The sequence below is a fragment of the Maribacter sp. Hel_I_7 genome, from assembly GCF_000688315.1.
In the GTDB taxonomy this organism is placed as follows: domain Bacteria; phylum Bacteroidota; class Bacteroidia; order Flavobacteriales; family Flavobacteriaceae; genus Maribacter; species Maribacter stanieri.
Genome location: NZ_JHZW01000002.1, coordinates 725228 through 745096 on the forward strand (window position 1 = coordinate 725228; position 19869 = coordinate 745096).

Annotated in this window: 16 protein-coding genes; 5 read left to right on the forward strand and 11 right to left on the reverse strand. The window is 31.3% G+C overall.

Annotated elements, in window-relative coordinates; translation table 11 throughout:
- Positions 1–15: 15 nt before the first annotated feature.
- The 4 genes from P178_RS0104675 (at position 16) to P178_RS0104690 (ending at position 4578) form a co-directional block, all read left to right on the forward strand.
- Complete coding sequence (locus P178_RS0104675; RefSeq protein ID WP_231500503.1) at positions 16–1209, forward strand: glycosyltransferase; 1194 nt, start codon at positions 16–18, stop codon at positions 1207–1209.
- Positions 1196–1759, forward strand: coding sequence for a WcaF family extracellular polysaccharide biosynthesis acetyltransferase (locus tag P178_RS21450; RefSeq protein ID WP_051638170.1), 564 nt, complete (start codon positions 1196–1198; stop codon positions 1757–1759). Before P178_RS0104675 ends, P178_RS21450 begins: the two co-directional genes overlap by 14 nt.
- A gap of 305 nt (positions 1760–2064) precedes the next feature.
- Positions 2065–3315 carry a WcaI family glycosyltransferase gene (locus tag P178_RS0104685; RefSeq protein ID WP_027065127.1) on the forward strand — a complete coding sequence of 417 codons (1251 nt, stop codon included), beginning with the start codon at positions 2065–2067 and terminating at the stop codon, positions 3313–3315.
- Between the two features lie 246 nt (positions 3316–3561).
- Positions 3562–4578, forward strand: a complete 1017-nt coding sequence (locus P178_RS0104690; protein WP_027065128.1) for an acyltransferase family protein — start codon at positions 3562–3564, stop codon at positions 4576–4578.
- A 24-nt stretch (positions 4579–4602) separates the two neighbouring features.
- Here P178_RS0104690 and P178_RS0104695 read toward each other — a convergent pair whose 3' ends face one another.
- The 4 genes from P178_RS0104695 to P178_RS0104710 all read right to left on the reverse strand — a co-directional run bounded on the left by P178_RS0104695 (position 4603) and on the right by P178_RS0104710 (position 9277).
- Positions 4603–6948 carry a hypothetical protein gene (locus tag P178_RS0104695; protein ID WP_027065129.1) on the reverse strand — a complete coding sequence of 782 codons (2346 nt, stop codon included), beginning with the start codon at positions 6946–6948 and terminating at the stop codon, positions 4603–4605.
- Positions 6945–7676 (reverse strand): hypothetical protein, encoded by a 732-nt coding sequence (locus P178_RS22560; protein WP_051638171.1) that lies wholly within the window; start codon positions 7674–7676, stop codon positions 6945–6947. Before P178_RS22560 ends, P178_RS0104695 begins: the two co-directional genes overlap by 4 nt.
- 2 nt (positions 7677–7678) lie before the next feature.
- Positions 7679–8182: a T9SS type A sorting domain-containing protein gene (locus P178_RS0104705; RefSeq protein ID WP_027065130.1), complete on the reverse strand. Its 504-nt coding sequence runs from the start codon at positions 8180–8182 to the stop codon at positions 7679–7681.
- Positions 8183–8530: 348 nt separating this feature from the next.
- Positions 8531–9277 (reverse strand): WecB/TagA/CpsF family glycosyltransferase, encoded by a 747-nt coding sequence (locus P178_RS0104710; RefSeq protein WP_051638172.1) that lies wholly within the window; start codon positions 9275–9277, stop codon positions 8531–8533.
- A gap of 474 nt (positions 9278–9751) precedes the next feature.
- Between P178_RS0104710 and P178_RS0104715 the strand changes: the two genes are divergently transcribed.
- Positions 9752–11155, forward strand: a complete 1404-nt coding sequence (locus tag P178_RS0104715) for a right-handed parallel beta-helix repeat-containing protein (RefSeq protein ID WP_027065132.1) — start codon at positions 9752–9754, stop codon at positions 11153–11155.
- A 44-nt stretch (positions 11156–11199) separates the two neighbouring features.
- Here the strand turns inward: P178_RS0104715 and P178_RS21460 are convergent, their stop codons facing one another.
- The 7 genes from P178_RS21460 to P178_RS21475 form a co-directional block, all read right to left on the reverse strand.
- Entirely contained in the window at positions 11200–12135 is a 936-nt protein-coding gene (locus P178_RS21460) for a hypothetical protein (RefSeq protein ID WP_051638173.1), read from the reverse strand.
- On the reverse strand, positions 12132–13016 hold the full coding sequence (locus tag P178_RS0104725) for a glycosyltransferase family 2 protein (RefSeq protein ID WP_027065133.1): 885 nt from the start codon (positions 13014–13016) through the stop codon (positions 12132–12134). The genes P178_RS21460 and P178_RS0104725 overlap by 4 nt, the downstream gene beginning before the upstream one ends.
- Before the next feature lie 22 nt (positions 13017–13038).
- Entirely contained in the window at positions 13039–14406 is a 1368-nt protein-coding gene (locus P178_RS21465) for a lipopolysaccharide biosynthesis protein (RefSeq protein ID WP_051638174.1), read from the reverse strand.
- The gene (locus P178_RS0104735) at positions 14406–15668 is read right to left on the reverse strand and encodes a hypothetical protein (RefSeq protein ID WP_027065134.1); all 1263 of its coding nucleotides are present in this window, start codon (positions 15666–15668) and stop codon (positions 14406–14408) included. Before P178_RS0104735 ends, P178_RS21465 begins: the two co-directional genes overlap by 1 nt.
- A 46-nt stretch (positions 15669–15714) precedes the next feature.
- On the reverse strand, positions 15715–18033 hold the full coding sequence (locus tag P178_RS0104740) for a GumC family protein (protein WP_027065135.1): 2319 nt from the start codon (positions 18031–18033) through the stop codon (positions 15715–15717).
- Between the two features lie 109 nt (positions 18034–18142).
- Positions 18143–18934 (reverse strand): polysaccharide biosynthesis/export family protein, encoded by a 792-nt coding sequence (locus P178_RS21470; protein ID WP_081819392.1) that lies wholly within the window; start codon positions 18932–18934, stop codon positions 18143–18145.
- A gap of 201 nt (positions 18935–19135) precedes the next feature.
- Entirely contained in the window at positions 19136–19828 is a 693-nt protein-coding gene (locus P178_RS21475) for a 4'-phosphopantetheinyl transferase family protein (RefSeq protein WP_081819393.1), read from the reverse strand.
- Between the last annotated feature and the right edge of the window lie 41 nt (positions 19829–19869).

Genomic DNA, 19869 nt, shown 5'->3' on the forward strand with positions numbered 1-19869 from the left:
ATATTAAGGTACAGTATGATAAAATTACTTAACGTTATTACAAGCATGGATCCCGTATACGGTGGAATGTGTCAAGGTATAAGAAATAGCATAGGTGATTTAAACCCAGTTACTACGACCAATCATGTATTATGTCTAGATGACCCAGATTCTGAATATTTGGGTATGGACAAATTCAAGGTTATTCCTTTAGGCGACAAAAGAACTTCTTGGGGCTATTCAAAACATTTAAAAAAATGGTTAATCAAAAATTTAACTACTTATGACGCCGTAATAGTTCATGGACTTTGGCAGTATAATGGTTACGCCGTAAGAAATGCAATAGAAACCTTAAAGTCACAAAATAAAAAAACTCCAAAATTCTATATTATGACTCATGGAATGATGGATCCCTATTTTCAAAAAGCACCTGACCGTAAATTAAAAGCAATCAGAAATTTATTTTTTTGGAAGTTTATAGAACAAAAAACAGTGAATAGTACCGATGGTCTTTTTTTTACTTGTGAAGAAGAGTTACTTCTAGCAAGAACAACTTTTTCTGGGTATGCCCCTAAAAAGGAAATAAACATTGGGTATGGTATACTACCACCTCCTGCATTAAATAAAAATGATATAGCTAATTTCAGAAAACGTAATGGTCTATTACCAGATGAAAAATATATTTTATTTATTAGCCGATTACACCCAAAAAAAGGCTTGATTAACCTTATGAATGCTTATTCTGACTGTTTAAATGAGCATGTTAATCTACCAAAATTAGTACTTGCCGGTCCTGGTTTAGAAGAGGAATTTGGAAAGAGTATTTATAACCTTGTAAAAGAAAATAGCAATTTAAAAAATAACGTACTATTTATTGGTATGATTACTGGTCCAGAAAAATGGGCTGCTTTTTATGGAGCCGCTTCATTTATATTACCTAGTCATCAAGAAAATTTTGGAATTGCGGTAGTTGAAGCCTTAGCGTGCCATTGTCCTGTTCTCATTTCTAATAAAGTAAATATTTGGCGCGAAATACAAAAAGGAAAAGCGGGCATAGTCTCGGAAGACACACAATTGGCAACAGCAGAATCCTTAAAAAAGTTTGTGTCATTATCTAATATAGAATTACAAGAAATGAAAAATGATGCCTATATAGTTTATAAAGAAAATTTCACGATGACTCATGCGTCTAAACAGTACTTAAAAGCTATTGAAAATGGGGCAATCTAATTCTAAAGTATTATTAAAAGCTTTTGATTCCTCTAAAGGGCTAGATCGTGGGTCAAGTAAGTTGAAAGAAGTGTTTTGGTATGTAGTAAAAGTATTTTTCTTTCTTACAGCTATTCCTTATCCAAATTCTTTCAAAATTTTCATCCTTAAAAGATTTGGAGCAAAAGTTGGAGAAGGGGTAGTTATAAAACCAAGGGTCAACATTCATTTTCCTTGGAAATTAACTATTGGCAATCATGTATGGATAGGTGAAGAAGTTTTCTTATTGAATTTTGAAAATCTTAGTATTGGAAATAACGTCTGTATTTCTCAAAGAAGTTTTCTATGCGGTGGCAATCATGATTATAAAGATATTAGCATGCCCTATAGAAACGGACCAATAACATTAAAAGACGGATGTTGGATAGGCGCTAGCTGTTTTATAGGTCCCGGAGTAACGATTGGAATAGACACAGTAATAACAGTTGGATCGGTTGTTACCAAAACCGTTGGTAACAACCTAGTAACCCATGTATTTCCTGACCAATTTAGCAAACAACGTTGGTCTTAAACAAGAAAACACACAGTGTCATTTCAAATAAAAATATGTAATCAACTATTTCATATATTTTGAATATCCTTCCTATTTCACCTATAAGTTGAGTGCTATATCTGAGAACACCAAAGGCAATTAGAACATCTTGGTTGCTTTAATAGGAGACTCATATTCAGTAAAATGAAATATTTATAGCTAATTGAATCATTTTAACTGCTTAATTCTCTTAAATATTTTATGCACAAAAGTTTTAAATTTTAAGAGTTTGTTTATGACTTCTCCCCCAACGAACTCTAAAAACAATTTGATAAAAAAATAATATGTCAGGAAAAAAAATTCTTTTAATAGGTTACAATTATTCTCCTGAGTTAACGGGCATTGGAAAGTATAGTGGTGAAATGATGGAGTGGTTGTCTAAAAAAGGACATCAATGTTCAGTAATTACCAGCTATCCTTATTACCCTCAATGGAAAGTGCAGCAACCATACCGTAAAAGAAGATTTTGGTATACGAAGGAAATTGTAAATGCAGGTGCAAAAAAAACGCCTATTACAGTATACCGTTGCCCTATGTTCGTACCTCACAATCCTACAGGGCTTAAACGTATTATAGCTGACTTCACTTTCTTTTGTTCAGCCTTGATATTAGTCTTAGGTTTCACCTTTAAAGAAAAAAGAGATGTCGTAATTTCAGTTGCACCTACGTTTTTGGCAGGGGTATTAGGCGTTTTTTATAAGTTAATAAAAAGGGCCAAACATATTCATCACGTTCAAGACCTTCAAATTGAGGCCGCCACCAAACTAGGTCTTATTAAATCTAAATTTTTGGTGAAAATCCTTTTCAAAATAGAATTTTTTATTTTTAAAAACTCAGATGTTATTAGCAGTATTTCGCTTAGCATGATCGATCAGATTGAGAAAAAATGTAAAAACCAAGTATTCTACTTTCCGAATTGGACAGACAACAATCTTTTTTATCCTGTTTCAAATAAAGAGAATTTAAAAAGCCAATTTGGTTTTCATAAAGAGGACAAAGTACTCGTTTATTCAGGAGCTATTGGTGAGAAGCAAGGTTTAGAAATCGTATTAACAGCTGCCAAGGAACTAGTAAACAACCAAAAAGTAAAATTTATAATTTGCGGTTCTGGACCTTATCAATTGGTTTTGAAAAAAAAATCTAAAATGATGGGATTGAATAATATTACATTCTTACCCCTGCAACCTAAAAACGTTTTTAATGATTTCTTAAACATGGCAGATGTTCATTTGGTTATACAGAAAGCAGATGCAAGTAATCTTGTAATGCCATCAAAATTAACTACTATTTTATCTGTTGGTGGGGTCGCTTTAATTACAGCCAATGAAGAATCTGATCTTTATAGATTAGTCAATACACATGACATGGGACTTTTAGTTAAGCCAGAAGACCCGAATGCCTTAATTGAAGGAATCAAATATTTAATTAATAACGAGACGATACCCTGTTTTAAGAAAAATGCCCATACTTATGCAAGCCGCTTTTTATCATTAGATAATATTATGGAAGATTTTGTAAATAGAAATATCAATTAAATTGCGGAAAAAATCAAAATTATTTAATTCTAGAATAACACATTATAAATTCCTAAAAGATTTGTGATATTTTTTTAAGACTGGATTTTAAATACTTTTCAACGATTATAAACACCTAGTACTTATTACATTAAATCCAATTAAACAATATTTTCTTCGCAATTTATTGGTATAAAATCAATGATATTTTTGAATATTATTGAGATTTAAAACTTAGTTGAAGTTAGAAATCAAAAAATATAGCATATGAATTTAAGTATATTTAAAAGAGTAATATCTAGAGGGGTATACCGACCAGAAATAGATGGTTTACGGTTTATAGCAATAGTTTCAGTACTATTATTTCATGTAGATGCTTTTCTAAATCTGTACATGAAAAAAACTTCCATTCTATCTGATGTGTGGTTTACGGGACATTTTGGCGTGCCCTTGTTTTTTAGTATTTCTGGATTTGTGTTGACATCCCAAATTTTAAAATCAAAAAAATTCAGCTATAAACAATATATAATCAGAAGAATTGAACGAATAGAACCCCCTTTTTTAATTACAACATTAATATTCTATTTTCTTTTAAGTTTTAGAGATGGGTTTGACCCAGAAAAAAACTACAGTTTATTTCGTGTCTTAACTTATACTAGCAACTTTGACACTAATTTGATTAATGTAGTTACATGGTCTTTAGAGATTGAGGTAGTCTTCTACCTTATACTGCCTCTTTTATTCCTACTTGCCAAAAGGGATATTTGGAAATGGCTACTTCTAGCATTAGCTGCTTTTATTTTTTCGCAACTCTATGAAATTCAATTTTTAACTCGCTTTTTTCATTGGTTTATAATCGGTATAGTTTTGGCGATTTTAGAAACAAGAAAAAAAATGATAATACCCTACGCAGACTTATGTAAAATACTGGTATTGTTAAGTTTAGCTCTATTTTTCGGATTAGCATTTTTTGAAAATCATCTAGTAGTTGAAATACTTCAGCCCATTTTATTATTCATATTTCTATATGGGGTACTTATAGAAGGTTATTTTGTGAAAATATTATCTTTCCAATTATTTACAATTATTGGTGGAGCTTGTTATATTATATATTTAATCCACTTTCAAGTGATTTCTGTTACTGGTCATTTTTTGATTCCTTTGGTTCCTAATAGAGAATTATTAGCCATATTAATGTTGATTTCTACCACCTTCATATGCCTACTGGCATTCCCTATTCTTGAAAGACCTTTTATGAAAAGAAAATGGTGGAAACGAAATTAAATAGCATGAACTCTAACATTGGCATCAAAAAGAAATATGAAGCGTATGTTCCTTTATACTATTAAGTCCAGATATTTTCCATCTATGTATTCCGCTATGCCAAGATTCATCAGAGTGATATAAATATCCTATATCTAAATCTGTTGGGTGAGCAACTGAATTAGGTGAAATAGCATTACCAGCCATTCCTTCAAAAGGAGTAAAAACTGCACCTCCATTTTTGGTTACCTCTAAACCATTTGTATTTTTGGTCCAATTAGTGCCAAAAACATTAACTAACAGACCATTTTCCCAATAATGAGCATATTGATTGGTCTGAAAACCACCTTTCCAGAATTCACCATAATACCCCCATAGAATATTTTTTCCAAAAACCATAGCCTTACTTCCTGCATTATGAACCTTGTTTCCTGTATCAAACCTTCCATCTAAAGGGTAATCACCATTATAATTAACTCCAGTAGCATCTGATGTTTGAAATAGCCAATCATTGGAATTGGTATCCAATAAGCCTAAATGATATCCTCCTCCCATTCCGTTTTCTTCTGGTCTACCATCAAAAGTAACAAGCTTATTATTATCTATTAATGCTACACTCAACCAACCGCCATAACGAAAAAGAGGTTCATCTTGTCTTACGTTAGAGCGTTTTGCCAAGATTGAACCGTTATTGAAAATAGGATCATTATTTACATCAAAACCACTTAGTTCATATTTTTCCCAAATAACTTCTTTCCCTAACTCTGCTGAGTTTGCGTAGACCAATGTACCATTAGCTAACCAAATCCAATTAAAACCTTCCAATACTTTATCTGTTACTCTTACTCCATTTTCTGCCAATTCAGCTATTACAAAATTGAAACCTTCTGTTAACAAGAAGTATGTTTTCCCATTAGAAAGTGTTACGGGTTCTCTTATGCGACCAAAAGAATTGTCATTTTCATCAGTGACCTTAGACCCCCAATTATTTTTTAATTTCCAACTTTTATCTATTTCATCCTCAGAATAATCAATTTCAAATTCCAAATAATCAATAAAGAGTCTGCTGGCATTATTTTTATCTACAGATAGCATTAACCAATCTGGAATATATTGTATTTTTTTGATGAAATTTTTATTCTGCCCGTAATGCATCATACGATTATTACCTCTATCTAAAACCCAAAAAGAACCATCATTTTGATAACTTATGGAAGCATGATTTTCTTGCGTTGTATATATATCTGAATTAAATTTTTTACTTTTTAAATCTGAAAAGTAAAACTTAAAATTAGATGCTTTAGGATCATTAAGATATCCTCCTAAATCACCTAAAGCTTCGGTTTCTTGTCCATTTTCTGAATTAAAAAATCGCACTTGCTGTCTTTGACCACCATCACAAACTGCAATTTCATTATTATTTGGATTCAGACCAATAGTTAATGGTTCTTCTAAATTTTCAAGCTGCCGAGATATTTGTCCTAAACTACCATCTGGAAGTATCTGATAAAGAGATACTTTTTTTTCATCAGTAATTATCCATAGTCCGCCATTGATATCGGTCATAAGTTCTCTAGGTGCATTAATTGAAGTTATAGTATGTACTAAATCACCTCCTAGGTCCATATCCAAAACATCAATCGTATTTTGTAGTTGACGTGCAATAAACAAATAATTACCACTCTTAGCTATCCCTGTTATATATGAGTCTTCACCATTAATAATATTCAATGCCGAGCTATATGTTCTACCATAAGAAACCTCTAAGTTAGTTGCCTTGGTATAATTATATTCTTCATCATTTTCAATAGTCGTTACAAAAACAAAGGAATTATTTGAATGAACATCATGTGCACTCCAATATATATAAGATTCATCAGCACAGATGTATTTTACAATTGCACCTTTGTCTAAAACCGGACTTGTAACTTGAGTGTTATAAATTGAAGTTTTATTGGCCGCAGTTCGCTGTTCATTATATCCATTACTCCAGTAAATCATATCATTAACTACAACAAATTTGAAGAACCCACTAAGACCATGATATCTGTTTTCACCTGTTAAATTAGCAGAAGTGTTACCAATTTTAGCACCTTCCCACTCATATTCTACATTATTAGAGAGTACCTTTATAACATAGCTACCGGGTTCTACGAATGAACCTTTATCATCGACCCCATCCCATTCTACGGTATAGGTTCCCCTATCCTTTTCTACGTTACTCCATAAAGTTCTAATTAAAACATCACCTTTATATACTCCTGCACTGGTTCTTGACTTTTTTTCTAAATAATACTGCTCCTCAATCGTTTGTGCACTATCCACTACATAATGATAATTTTGAGCGTTAACAATCAAAGTAAAAAAGAAGAAAAATTGAAATATTTTCATTGCCCAGAAACGATATAAGAGTTAGCGGCAACCTTTCTAAGTAGACCAAAACGAACATTACCCTCATTACTGATAAAAGTGGCATTGCCATTTAATTGGTAATTTACTTGAACACCTTCTAAGGCCTGTACCTTAAGCAAGGCACCATTGTGTGCTTCTAAATTAATGTAATCACCAACTTTCATTTGATCAAAATTAGAAGTAATACGCAAAGTTGCAGAATTTGTGCATTCTAAAGTATTGAGAATATCTGAGTCATTGATATCCCTATCTGTTTCAAAAGAAACAATCTGAGATTTCACCAAGTAATTGCTGTCCATAGTTAAATTACCAGCAGTTTTTGCATAAAGTGCATATGGAACACTTAAAAGTTCTGTTAAACCGGTAATCGAATAATTATTACCCCCATTTAAATCTATTTGAGTCTCTAAAAAAAAAGGGCCATTCGACCAATCAATATCAGTGAAAGTCCCTTTTATTACTGTTCCAATCCCGATTTGTAAGGTCATGAGTCCGTTTTCATTCGTTAAAGGTAAATGTGATTCTTGATATACCTCTTGTCCATTCATGGATTGCTGGAGTATTGATATTTTGATTCCAATAGTTGAATTACCTATAATTTCACCATCAGTATTACGAATAATTGCCTGATAACTAATTTTTTCGGGCATTTGGGCATATATGCCCAAACTGAGAAAAAACACTATAAGAAATTGATATAATTTCATTTTTAAATTTTTATAAATTTAACTGAAGTAATCAAATCAGAGTTATTACTAAGCAACAGAATATAAATGCCTTCTGACAAAAAGTTTAGCTCTATTTCAGTCACATTATCGTTGACATTATTTTTTGCCATTAGTTTACCTTCAAGACTGAAAATCTGATAGTTTAAATTATCAAAAATTAAACTATCAACGCTTAACCTCATAAAATCTATTACCGGATTTGGGTATATTTTTAAAGTTAACGCTTCGTTTCCTGAAAACTTAAAAAAATCTATACCCTGCTGAACCCCAGTCTTTACCTGTCCATCTTTCTTAAAAGTTTGGCTAGCAAAAATCTGACCTATTGAATAAGAGTAAATTCCTTGCTGTCCTACTGCAACTCCACCTCCAGCATTAATAGAATAGTTGGTTTGTTCTATCCCTGAAGTATTTAAAACTTCATCAACATTTTGACCAAAAACAGAATTGGCAACAATTAACAGTAAAACAAAGAAAATTAATTTCATCAAAAATTATAAAACGCTTATGGGGTCTAAGTGTTTAAAATAAGTTTAGTACCTATTTCATAAACGAAAATAAAGCAAACTTGGTCTAAGTTATACGCTTAAAAAACATATTGGGACTACTGAAATTTACTTTTCTGCTATCTTTTCTAAAAAGAACAAAAAAACTAACGAAAATTCAATAAAGTTGATGATTTATAATAGAAATGACAGTTTTAAGAAATGTTAAATTTAAATTTTAACATTTGCTTTTATTCCTATAAAGGGGAAATAGTAATTGTTATTGCTTATTTAAAGTAGAATATAGCTCATAAAATAGATTACTAATACTATTTTAATTAAATGTAGTCCTCATTTATTACTCATAGAGAACTTCACCCTTACTAAATGTACAGCATAGACAACACCATAGTAGAGATAACGTCTAGACATTCGCTTGGGTTCTTTTACTAAACGACCCAACCACTCAAGGCCCAAATCTCTCCATATTTTATTTGGTCTTTCTACGGTACCTGCATAAAAATCAAAAACCGCACCAATAGAACATATGATTCTAGCATCAAGAAGATTTTTATTTGCATGGCTCCATTTTTCTTGTTTTGGAGCAGTCATACCTACGAACAGCACATCTGGATTAAAACTATTAACCGCTTCGATCATACTTAGATTCTCTTCTTCGGTAAATACGGGTTTAAATGGTGGCGCATAACTAGCAAATCTAATATTTGGATATTCAATCTTTAAACGAGACTCAATATTAGCCAAAGTTTCACCGCTTGCCCCTAAGTAAAAACAAGATCCATATATTTCATTTAACCGTTTTAATTGAAACTCATGAAAATCTGCACCTGCAATTTTTTTAATGGAAGTACCATTTAACCATTTTGCAGCTAATGTAATACCAATTCCGTCGGGAAGAATAATATCGCTACCCAATAACGCTTTTTTAAATTCTATATCTTCTTCTGCTATACAATATGAATATTGATTAATTGTACTTACCAATAATTTAGATTTTAATGGCAAATCATCAAGTGAAGATTTATAAATAGGATAACCAAGGCATACCACCTTTGAGTCAACTTCAGTAAGCATCATAAATTTCTAAAAAAACCGTAATTACAATTTTTGTTCAAATGGAAAATCAATACACATTTTGAACTTTTTTAAACAATTATTATAATTATATCGGGGGTTAATGGTTGTTGAAACAAATATATTTATTTCGCCTTCAACCATAAATTTCTTCTGTTGATATGCAGAAAAATATAGTTATAGCGTAGGTTGCAGCGCATTATATTACAAGAAATAAAGTTTCTTTACATTAATGTGTGTTACTAATCTTACAAAAACTGTTGTCGATTAAATTATATTATTATTTAACTTATCTTAAAGATTTGAAAATCTGTACTTTAATATTTTAAAATTATCTTTACAACCTTAATTAAAAGCTTTTAAATTCTTGTTCTAATCATATTCCCCTAAATTATATGAAGCACAAAAACTAACTGCGAACTAAAAAACTCTTACAGAATTTTAAGATCTAAAATCATTACCGAATATTTGATAAATATGATCAGACCTACATCTATAAATGCCACACTTCTATTCTTTATATCTTTAACATTCCCTTTGTTACAATTAAGTTCTTGTGCTTCTGAAACCGACCTTTTAAAAGAGATAGGTGAAGCTGCTGAAGAACCTATTGCCATCTCAAATGCAAAAATCACGAATTTTAGTTTTCTTTCTGTTGACAATAATGGTTTGACCACAGATATTATTGGTACTCTTGATGAAAATACAAAAACAGTGTATGTTGAGCTCGATCCTCTATTAATACCTATTGAGAAATTAGTACCTACCATAGTAATATCACCAGGGTCTACGGTAAATCCCACTTCTAAAGCAACACAAGATTTTAGTCATGAAAGAACTTATACCGTTACTGCTGAAAATGGAACTAAAGAAACATACAAAATAATACCAAGCATTATTGGTAATATTTGTACTTCTAATTTACAAGATTCTGGACCTATAAAAGTAAGTGCAAATAACCAACGAATAGAAAACCTTTATATTAGAACATCTAACCAACACGGTATTGAAATCAATAATTACACAGGAGTAGTAATTTCTAATTGCATTATTGAATATACCGGGAAATTTATGGGTATTAAATTTACAAGTGCAGATAATCTCACGATAAAAAATTGCTCTATTAAATACGTTAACGCACCAGCAAAAGGTCCCTTAGAAGATGCTGATAGAAATTGTATAGAAGGAATAGGTTCTCAAAATATTGTAATTACGAATGTTAGAGTTGAAGATGGTTCTACCGGTATTCGCTTAAATCAATGTGATAATTCTATTTTAAAATATATTGAGGGACATAATATGAGAGGGCCTTTCCCTAGAGGTCAATTAGTACAATATGACAAGTGTATAGGCGGGCTCTTAGAAAACTTCTCTATAATAAACGACCGCGATATTGCCTGGACAGAAGACAATGTAAGTATTTATAAAAGTGGCGGGCAGCAGATAAAAAAAGGGTTGATCGTTGGCAACAACAGCCCTACCGGTGTTGGTGTACTATTTGAAGACCAAAATACCGAGGGTGCAAGAGGTGGTTATGGAGGAATAGTTGAGGATGTAGATTTTTTAGAAATGGGCAACGGTGTAGTCTCATCTGTAGAAGGCTCTAAAAATGTAAGTTTTACAAGAATACGTGCCAAACAGATTATATGTGGCGAACTTGGTCAAAACAGAGGAAAATCTACCTCTAACTCCCTAATTTTCGGTGCTTTTGGAACTACGGCCAATACCGGTGGAAATAGTATAAACGACTGTATAGTTTTCAATTCATGCAACCCTACCAATATTGTTTGGCCAGAACATAATTTTGACGTTATTGACTATAGAACCGATATAGATTTTGAACCTAGAAACCCTATAGTTCTTAATTTTAATTGTGATTAAGGAGAATTCAATAATTATAAGTGAGCAAAAGAATAATCAAAATATTACCCATTGGTAGAATACCCTGGAATTCTTAAAAAACCGAGTATTTTTCTGCGTACTATAGTGTCTTTAAAGAAAAATTTGAAATACCTTCTATCTGCCTTTATATCCCTAATAATAAAGTTAGGATGGGCTAACGGAAAATCAATTTCTTGTGCTTCATTATATTGCCTTGCATCATTGGCACTAATAGTATGTGTGGCATCTTCACCAAACCCAACATTTTTGATCATGTTTTGATTTGGTATAATTGACAAGCCAGAATTTACCAGTTTGGTGTAGTCCCATTGATAGTCCCACCAAGAGACCTCTTTAGCTTTAATAGTTTTTTCAATTTTGCTTAAACGATATTTCTTTTCAATAAAATTTGAAAAATACTTATCAAAGTATCCTTTCTTTTTTAACTCAGGATATGTAGAAACTTCATAATCATAGTTTTTCCATGCTCTTCTCCAACTTGCCCAACCCCACTCATGACTAAAATAAGAGAAGTAATACGAGTAATCTGAATCTGAGATATAGCCGTTCTGAAAGTTAGAACCACCAATATGCATGATCTGATTGTTATCTTTATATTTTACTAAAAGCTCTGAGCAAAATCTAAAAAAACTAGCTGAAGGCAAACAATCATCCTCTAAAATAATACCCGCTTCTTCATTTTCAAAAAACCAATCTATAGCAGTTTTAGGTCCTAGCCCACAGCCAATATTTTCTTCTCTAAAAAGTGTTTTAACCTCACAGTCCCAATCTACTAAATCTATAATAGCTCTAGTTTCTTTACAACATTGATCGTCCTTTCCGTTTTTTCGTGGTCCATCGGCCGCAACATAGAGTTTTTTAGGTTGCGCCTTTCGTATCATGTCAAAAACCTTTTTTGTTTGTTCGGGCCTATTAAAAATGATAAAAAGTACTGGTGCTTGTGCTGTTGCTGTTTTCATTTTAAATAGTCTTCATTTTTAAACAATTGCCAAATGATTGGAAATAAGGTTTTACCCCATAATAGTAAGAATGCCTGCGGTAGGTGAAACGGAAAATGCACCTTAACAAATTGAATATATTCTTTATATGATAATCCCGTAGGACTATACAAATACGCAATACGTTCTTTTAAATTACTGTCTTGAGGCAGCCAATTGACTCCGTGATCATTTGTGCAATAACCACAATATGAACTTGAGATATACGTTTTAATGCCTTTTTTCAAAGCTTTTAACGTATAATCAAAATCTGCAATACCGTGGGTGTAGTTTTCTGTTAGAGATCCAATTTCTTCATATACTTCTTTTGGTACCAACATAATATTTGCATTCCCCAACTCGCATTGTAGAGGAAACTCATTATTAGGCACGACCATTTCACTTTTAAAAGTAAGTTTATTCAAAAGCTTATGCCCACCATAAGAGATTTTCTTAGTTTCAGGGTCCAATGTTGGTCCTACAATAATACTTTTGGGGTCTTCAACTGATTTCAAATCACTTAACAATCTAGTAATCGTATCTTTAAATACGATAGTATCATCGTTTAATAGCAAATAGTAATCTGTATTCTTTTCGTGCTCATTCGCAAATTTCCATGCCGCTCGCATACCACCTGCCCAAAATAAATCTCCGGTACCCTGAATTATTTGAAGATTTTTAAATTTTCCCTGTAAATATTCGGTTGTACCATCGGTACTACCGTCATCAACCAAGAAAATATTTAAATCGAAACCCTCTTCTAATGTGCAATTAGACAGTGCTTCCAAGCAGCTATAAGTCTTTAACTTACGGTTGTGACACGTAAGTAAAACGGTTATTAATTTATTTTCTTTAGTTGGCATTCTCTCTACTTTATTTCTACTATTAAGCTGGTAATTTTCGATTTTTTCTCATTTCAACATACACCTGATATGGCGCCACTATCAATCCATTAACATTGGTTATCACAATAGCCATACAAATTCCAAAAATACCATAGCTTAATTCTACCGATAAATAATAAGCAATGGGGACAAAGAATATGATTACAAAAATGGAAATATAAAATTGCAAATTTACTTTACCCATACCATTTAAAACACTTATGAAAATCTCTGAAAAGCAATTAGATAGTACAATCAATAGCACACCTAATGAGGTTATAAATGGTATCGTTATTATTTCACCAATCCATAAATTGTAAATAGTTGGTGCTATCAGTAATACAATAATGCTACCAATTGCAATAACACCCCAGATAAGCAATAACTTATTGATTAACTTTTTAATCCACCTATAATCATTGTTTACCTGGGCATTGGTAACCGAACTCCACACCGGACTAAGGATTATACCGAATATTAAAGATGCAACGCTAAAGAGTTTAAAAGCGATATTAAACTCCGTAACCTTTTCTGGTGTAAAATACTTACTTATTAAAAAATTACTTGTTTGAAATTGCACCATATATGCAATATTCAAGAAGAAAAACTTAATACCCAAAGAGAAAATTGAACCTAAAGTATCTAGTGTAGGTCTTTCTATTTTCTGTATTAAATCTCGTCTTTGAACAATAAAGAAATATGCCGTAAACAAGAATATGGAAAGCACATTACTCCCCATAACCACGAAGCCTAAATTAAATAATGAAGGCTCAGAAAATTCTCTTAAGTATAAAATACCGATTAAACCTAGCGCATTACCAACCAATATTGTTCTCGCAATCATTGCTGGTTTCTGTAATGCGTATTGTATAGGATTATAGATTTGAAATATAAATTGTAAACTAAAGAACGAAATCAATAAGAATACTAATTGCTGTAATTCTGTACGGTACGAAACATCCACTCCTAAAAATTCATCCCACTTAATTTGATTCGTAAATATGATATTTAGTGTAAAAATTAAAGCTGAAATAAGAATTAGTACCGCTGCTGTTGTGTGTACTAGCTTTCTCTGTTCTTTTATATCATCAAGTGCTACTGCCTCTGAAAACTTATTACGTAAACCATTACCAAAACCTATGTCCAACAATGTAAACCATGTTAGTACAGAACTTAGCGTTAACCAAATACCATATCGCTCTGCGTTAACAAAATTGATAACCAAAGGAACAAAGAGAAAGTTTATCGCCGTCCCCAAGCCTCTTAGGATTAAGGAGGAAAACACATTCTTGACCAATAAGTTAGTTCTAGAATTCCCTTCAAAATAAGATTGAATAAATACTTTAACTGTATTATACCTTTTTATCATTATAAATTATTGGGTCTTTGCAATTGTAAAAATTCTGATCTGTATTTAAAGGACAAAGTTGAAAAATCTTGATTCTTAAATGTGGGTAAAAATATAAATATGACACAAATTGGTAGCATTAGTATGGGTTCGCCAAAACTTAAAATTAGTAAAATCATTACGGAGTAGATTACATACTCCATTTTACGTAAATATACCTTGCACATAGTACCATACCGCCATAATAATACAAATAGACCTACAACTCCAAATTTGGTAATAAAGTCCATTATTCCATTAGATATATTTACATTATACTCATTTATATAGTACTCGTCATATTGATTGCTAACGCCTAAAAACAACTTCCAATCAAATTGCTCATACAGGAAAATTACACTTGCAAATCTATTCAGTGGAATTTGTCTTTGCACATCATCATAATAGGTAGATAATTCCTCAATTCTTTTAAGGTCCTTTATATCCTGGTCATAAATTTCCACAATTTTTTCTCCTAAAAAAGGCACATTGGGTATTGCAATAGCTAATACAATTGCAAAAGCAATAATGGTTACTTTACTTCCTTTATTTAATACTCGATATCTTAAGAAAAACAATAGAAATACAGCCAAATACGCTGTTGTCGAAACTGTTGTTAAAATAGCAAATGTGATGATAAATGCTTCTTTGTTCAGCTTAAAATCATTCATTAAAAAATTGAACAAAAGTGCTAAGGTTAAAAATGAACCAAAAGCTCCAGGCTCCCAACAAAAGCCTGAATTTCTATAATTATGAATAGTGTCATACGTAAATACTAGAAAATTGGTATACCTAAGAGAGTTATCATTTACCGTTATGCTTTCAAACGCGTTACCAATTGCTTTAACTATTGCGCCATTTTGATAAAATTGAATAATATAAAAAACAATAGAGATCAATGCTAAATGGGTAACTACTTTTATCAAATAGTACAATGTCTTTTCTTTTAAAATCAAACAGAACAAATAGGATGTTAAAACAAATTTGAAGAAATAAAATACATCACTCTTAAAATAATCAATAGGTAACTGATTTAATTTAAATCTAAATAAAATATAGATAAAATAAATTGCAATGCTTACTAAGAAAAACTGCACATCTTTTTTCTTCACCCTATCAAAATAAAAGGCAACAACAATCATAAATACTTCAAAACCAAACCATGCTAAGTTAGATTGAACTAAGAAATTGGCTTTAGAAGCAAATAATAAAAAAAAGAAAGTGATAATATAATATATATTCATTCTTGTTTTTACTTTGAACTAGTAACGATAGATCTAATAAAAAGCATTAATACTTAGTTATTACATCATTTAAGACTACCATAGGGTTCTTAAACTTCCTGTTAGTTTTAATATCTTCTATTATCTCTAGATCTTTTAATTTAGTGTGGTTTGCACGAACCATATACATACAACAGTCTGTATATTTTGATAGCGCAAGTGTATCTGCTAGTTTACTTATTGGAGCGGAATCAATTATTATGTAATCGAATTCTTCTTTTAATTGATCCATTAAATCAACCATTTTTTTGGAATGGAATGATTCTAGACCATCCATATTTTCAGACCCCAAACCAATTGCAAAAAGATTTGGATTATTTTTTACAGACACCAAAAGATCCTGCAATACTATAGTATTATAATTTTGGTTCAGGTAGTTAGTAACACCATATTCTTTCTTGGTTTCGCCAAGGGTTTCTATTAATTCCGGATTATGTTTATCTAATTCAAGTATCACTACTTTTGAACTAGATGAAGCCAAGGCTACACCCATATTAGAAGAGAAAAATGTTTTTCCCTCACCTTTAATTGCAGAGGTAACTAATATTGTTTGTGCCTTTTTTTCTGAAAGAATAAAATCTAAATTCACCCTCATCATTCTAAAATTCTGAGCTAATAGACTTTTTTCTTCTCCTTTTTCAATTAAATTTTTTCCTGATTTATTATGCGCTATCTCACCTATAACAGACACACTTGTCTTTTTCTCAACATCTTTCTTATCAGTAACCTTAGTATTTAAACTATCTTTTAAATGTATAATCCCAACAGGCACCGCTAGCGCCATTAAAACAGAGATTAACAAGAATAATTTTTTACTTGGAGAACCAGATTCATAATCGGTAATTGCGCTATCTATAACCGTAAAATTATCTTGCTTTGCACCTACCATTAAAGCAGCCTCTTCTCTTTTTTGAAGTAGGTATAGGAACAGATTTTCTTTAATACCCTGTTCTCTACTTATTTCAAGTAATTGCCTTTGCATAGTTGGTATTCTTTGCTTCTTTTCTGCAAATTGATCAGACCTATTTTTAATACTGTTAATAGTTATTCTTAAACTCTGTTTTGACGTAGAAAGGCTACCAAGTATATTTCCCCTAAGCTGTTCTAATTGATCTCTAATATCAATCATTCTAGGGTTGTTTTCAGGCACTGTCCGTTGTAAGCTTTTCTTATCTATTAGTAATTTATTATAACTATCAATTAAATAAATAAGGTTTGGACTAGAAATACTCAATGAATTCAATGTAGATTCATTACCTCCTTTTCTTAAATTACGTTCTATAGCATTTAAGACTTTTAATTCAATTTCCGATTCTGTTAATTTTCTGCCGTAATCTATTTCTTGTTCGGCAAAAGAGTTTGCATCAAATTCAACACTAGCTAATTCATTTTCGGTTTTGAATTGCGCAACATTCATTTCTACTTCGCTAAGCTCTTTAGAAAGCGTATTTAACCGATTATCAATAAATTTTACGTTGTTTAAGGCTAAAGTATTTTTTTCCAAGAATGATTTTAACCCATAAATTTCAACTAGGCTATTAATAATATCCTCACCCTTTTCTGGTGTTTTTTCTTTTAATACTATGTTTATAACAGATGCATCTTTATTAACTACATAAATGCTTAAAGCCTTTTTCACATAGTCATGTGCCATATCATCTATATCCCTAAAATCCAATACAAACTCAGTGTCCTTAGAAATACTCTTATCATTTTTTACAATCTCGAAAACTCCGTAAGGTTTTTCAATTTTATACCCATAGTTGTACCTGTTATACCCGTAATCAGAACTAGTGGAACTCGCATCCTCTAAAGAGTCTTCAAAACTCTCTGTTATACTAAAGCTTTCATCCCCTTCTATTTTAATTTTTAAAGTGGTTTCATATGCTAATTGATATATTGTATCTACTACAATCTTAAACGGTAATTCTGACCCATATAATTCCTTTTCAGGAAAAACGTCGGGAGCGGTAAATTTGCATTGTAGCGATAAAGAATCTAAGACAGAACGCATTAAATGCACAGAAGTAAGAACTTCTATTTCATTATTTACTCTTTCTGAGTTACTAAAAGGATTATTATTTACTAAATTATTTCCAGAAGCATCAATATTAGTTGTTTCATTCTTTAATAATAATTTACTGGAAACATTATAAGAAGTACTTATAAACTGCAGTGCAACAAGGGCTAAACTCAAAAATATCATCAAAGAAATAACAAAAAATTTCCATGATTTAAGGTATTTATTCAACAACGCTTTTAAATCAAAATTTTCAGCATTTTGATTTGAAGACATTTGTGAATCGAAATATTCCTTTTCTGTCATTACATTCAATTTTATATGGTAAACAAGCTATAGTTTACTTAAACAGTGTCTCTATAGCAAAAGACATTAAGTTTTAAGTAAACTATTTATTCTAAAACTATTATTGGGTTTATTTAAAAGTAGAAATAGAGATTACCGCTAAGGATAATGAACCTAAGATTACTGAAAACCATTGCGCTGCATTAGACGTATTTCTAACCTTTCTATCGTTTGGTTGCACGTAAACAATATCGTTTGGCCTTAAATAGTAATTAGGAGAAGTAAATAATTCATCAGAAGTCAAATCAATTCTTTTAGTACTTTTAATACCATCTTCTTCACTGATAAGCAACACATTGTCCCTATTTGCATAAATAGTCATATCTCCGGCCATACCAAGCGCTTCTAATAAGGTAACCTTCTCATTTGGTATAGTAAATACAGCTGGTTGATTTACCTCACCTAAAACAGAAACCTTAAAGTTCATAAAACGAATATCTACAATTGGCTCCATTAATAATCTTTTAGAGATCAACTCTTCTCTAATGTATTCTCTTAACTCTTTTTTGGTTAACCCAGAAACTTCAATTTTTCCTAAAACAGGAAATCGTATGTAACCATCTTGATCAATTAAATAACCAACTGTTTGGGTTCCGCCAACATTATTGGCAATATTGAACATCTCTGTAACCTCAGCATTTAGACTACTTATGTTTATACTTAACAAATCGTTTTTCTGTAAGATTGGTTCTAGCGGCTCAAAATGAGAGGAAAATGTATTGTTACCTACTTCATTAAAATATGATGACTTCTTTGCACTACCGCAAGAAGATATTTGTAATGCCACAATAAGCAGTAAAGAAAATTTAAATAATGATTTTCTAGTATTATTCAAGTTAAATGGGGAAATATCAGCTTTCATAATTATTATAGTTTGTAGCTTATAGTTGTTATATATGGTAAGCTCAAAATTAAATCAAACAAAAATTGATTCTCTATAAATTCCGACATCATAGTTTATAAAATCGTCGTAATTAAGAAAAACGGCAATTCAACCTTTTTATGAAAGCAGATACGATATTTAAGTTGTCACTTTAACGGCCACATACGATGTTTACCGCTATTACCGAAAAGACTTTAAGCTATTTGAAGATCCAAAATCCGTGAGTAATTTTGATATTAGACATGTTAACTCCATAACATTATCGGATATTATGTTGTGGGTTGCCACATTGCATTTATACTGAGAATTAAGAACTATTTCTTTGAGAAAGTACTGTTTATTCGCAATTATAGCGCTGTTGTTATTTATTTCAAAAGAATTTAACGGGATATTCAAACCAGACCCATGAGCTTTTACTATTGCTTCTTTCTGGGTCCAATGATGATAAAAACTCTCTAATGCATTTTTTGAATTATGCATTCTCCTATATTCTGAGCTGGAGAATTGGTCTTTAAAATCATCTATATTCAACTCATTTATTTTCTCTACATCTACACCAACGTCGCCCAATGAAGTAATTGCGCAAACAATCAATTCTTTAGAGTGTGAAATATTAAATTGTATAGCTGAGTCTTCTAAGTAGGGTTTTTTATCCTTAGAATAACGCATTTTAAGTTGCTCTAAATCGTAATCGTAAAAATGCTTTAAGCCATAGGCTAATAACAACCTTCCTAAAACGGTAGCTTTAGCATCCTCCCAACGTTTATATTTTGAGATTTTATCTATGAACTCTTCCGAAAAGTTATTTTGCGCATCTGCAAAAAAACTATCGTTATTTTCATTGGTCAAGTACGTGTAAAGTAGGTGCGTCATTTAAATTAACATACTTAGCATTTTATAATTCGTTTGTGTTT

What these genes read in the sequence shown, in the direction of transcription:
- P178_RS0104675 (WP_231500503.1), top strand. Translation starts at nt 16, where the DNA reads ATGATAAAATTACTTAACGTTATTACAAGCATGGATCCCGTATACGGT.
- P178_RS21450 (WP_051638170.1), top strand. Translation starts at nt 1,196, where the DNA reads ATGGGGCAATCTAATTCTAAAGTATTATTAAAAGCTTTTGATTCCTCT.
- P178_RS0104685 (WP_027065127.1), top strand. Translation starts at nt 2,065, where the DNA reads ATGTCAGGAAAAAAAATTCTTTTAATAGGTTACAATTATTCTCCTGAG.
- P178_RS0104690 (WP_027065128.1), top strand. Translation starts at nt 3,562, where the DNA reads ATGAATTTAAGTATATTTAAAAGAGTAATATCTAGAGGGGTATACCGA.
- P178_RS0104695 (WP_027065129.1), bottom strand. Translation starts at nt 6,948, where the DNA reads ATGAAAATATTTCAATTTTTCTTCTTTTTTACTTTGATTGTTAACGCT.
- P178_RS22560 (WP_051638171.1), bottom strand. Translation starts at nt 7,676, where the DNA reads ATGAAATTATATCAATTTCTTATAGTGTTTTTTCTCAGTTTGGGCATA.
- P178_RS0104705 (WP_027065130.1), bottom strand. Translation starts at nt 8,182, where the DNA reads ATGAAATTAATTTTCTTTGTTTTACTGTTAATTGTTGCCAATTCTGTT.
- P178_RS0104710 (WP_051638172.1), bottom strand. Translation starts at nt 9,277, where the DNA reads ATGATGCTTACTGAAGTTGACTCAAAGGTGGTATGCCTTGGTTATCCT.
- P178_RS0104715 (WP_027065132.1), top strand. Translation starts at nt 9,752, where the DNA reads ATGATCAGACCTACATCTATAAATGCCACACTTCTATTCTTTATATCT.
- P178_RS21460 (WP_051638173.1), bottom strand. Translation starts at nt 12,135, where the DNA reads ATGAAAACAGCAACAGCACAAGCACCAGTACTTTTTATCATTTTTAAT.
- P178_RS0104725 (WP_027065133.1), bottom strand. Translation starts at nt 13,016, where the DNA reads ATGCCAACTAAAGAAAATAAATTAATAACCGTTTTACTTACGTGTCAC.
- P178_RS21465 (WP_051638174.1), bottom strand. Translation starts at nt 14,406, where the DNA reads ATGATAAAAAGGTATAATACAGTTAAAGTATTTATTCAATCTTATTTT.
- P178_RS0104735 (WP_027065134.1), bottom strand. Translation starts at nt 15,668, where the DNA reads ATGAATATATATTATATTATCACTTTCTTTTTTTTATTATTTGCTTCT.
- P178_RS0104740 (WP_027065135.1), bottom strand. Translation starts at nt 18,033, where the DNA reads ATGACAGAAAAGGAATATTTCGATTCACAAATGTCTTCAAATCAAAAT.
- P178_RS21470 (WP_081819392.1), bottom strand. Translation starts at nt 18,934, where the DNA reads ATGAAAGCTGATATTTCCCCATTTAACTTGAATAATACTAGAAAATCA.
- P178_RS21475 (WP_081819393.1), bottom strand. Translation starts at nt 19,828, where the DNA reads ATGACGCACCTACTTTACACGTACTTGACCAATGAAAATAACGATAGT.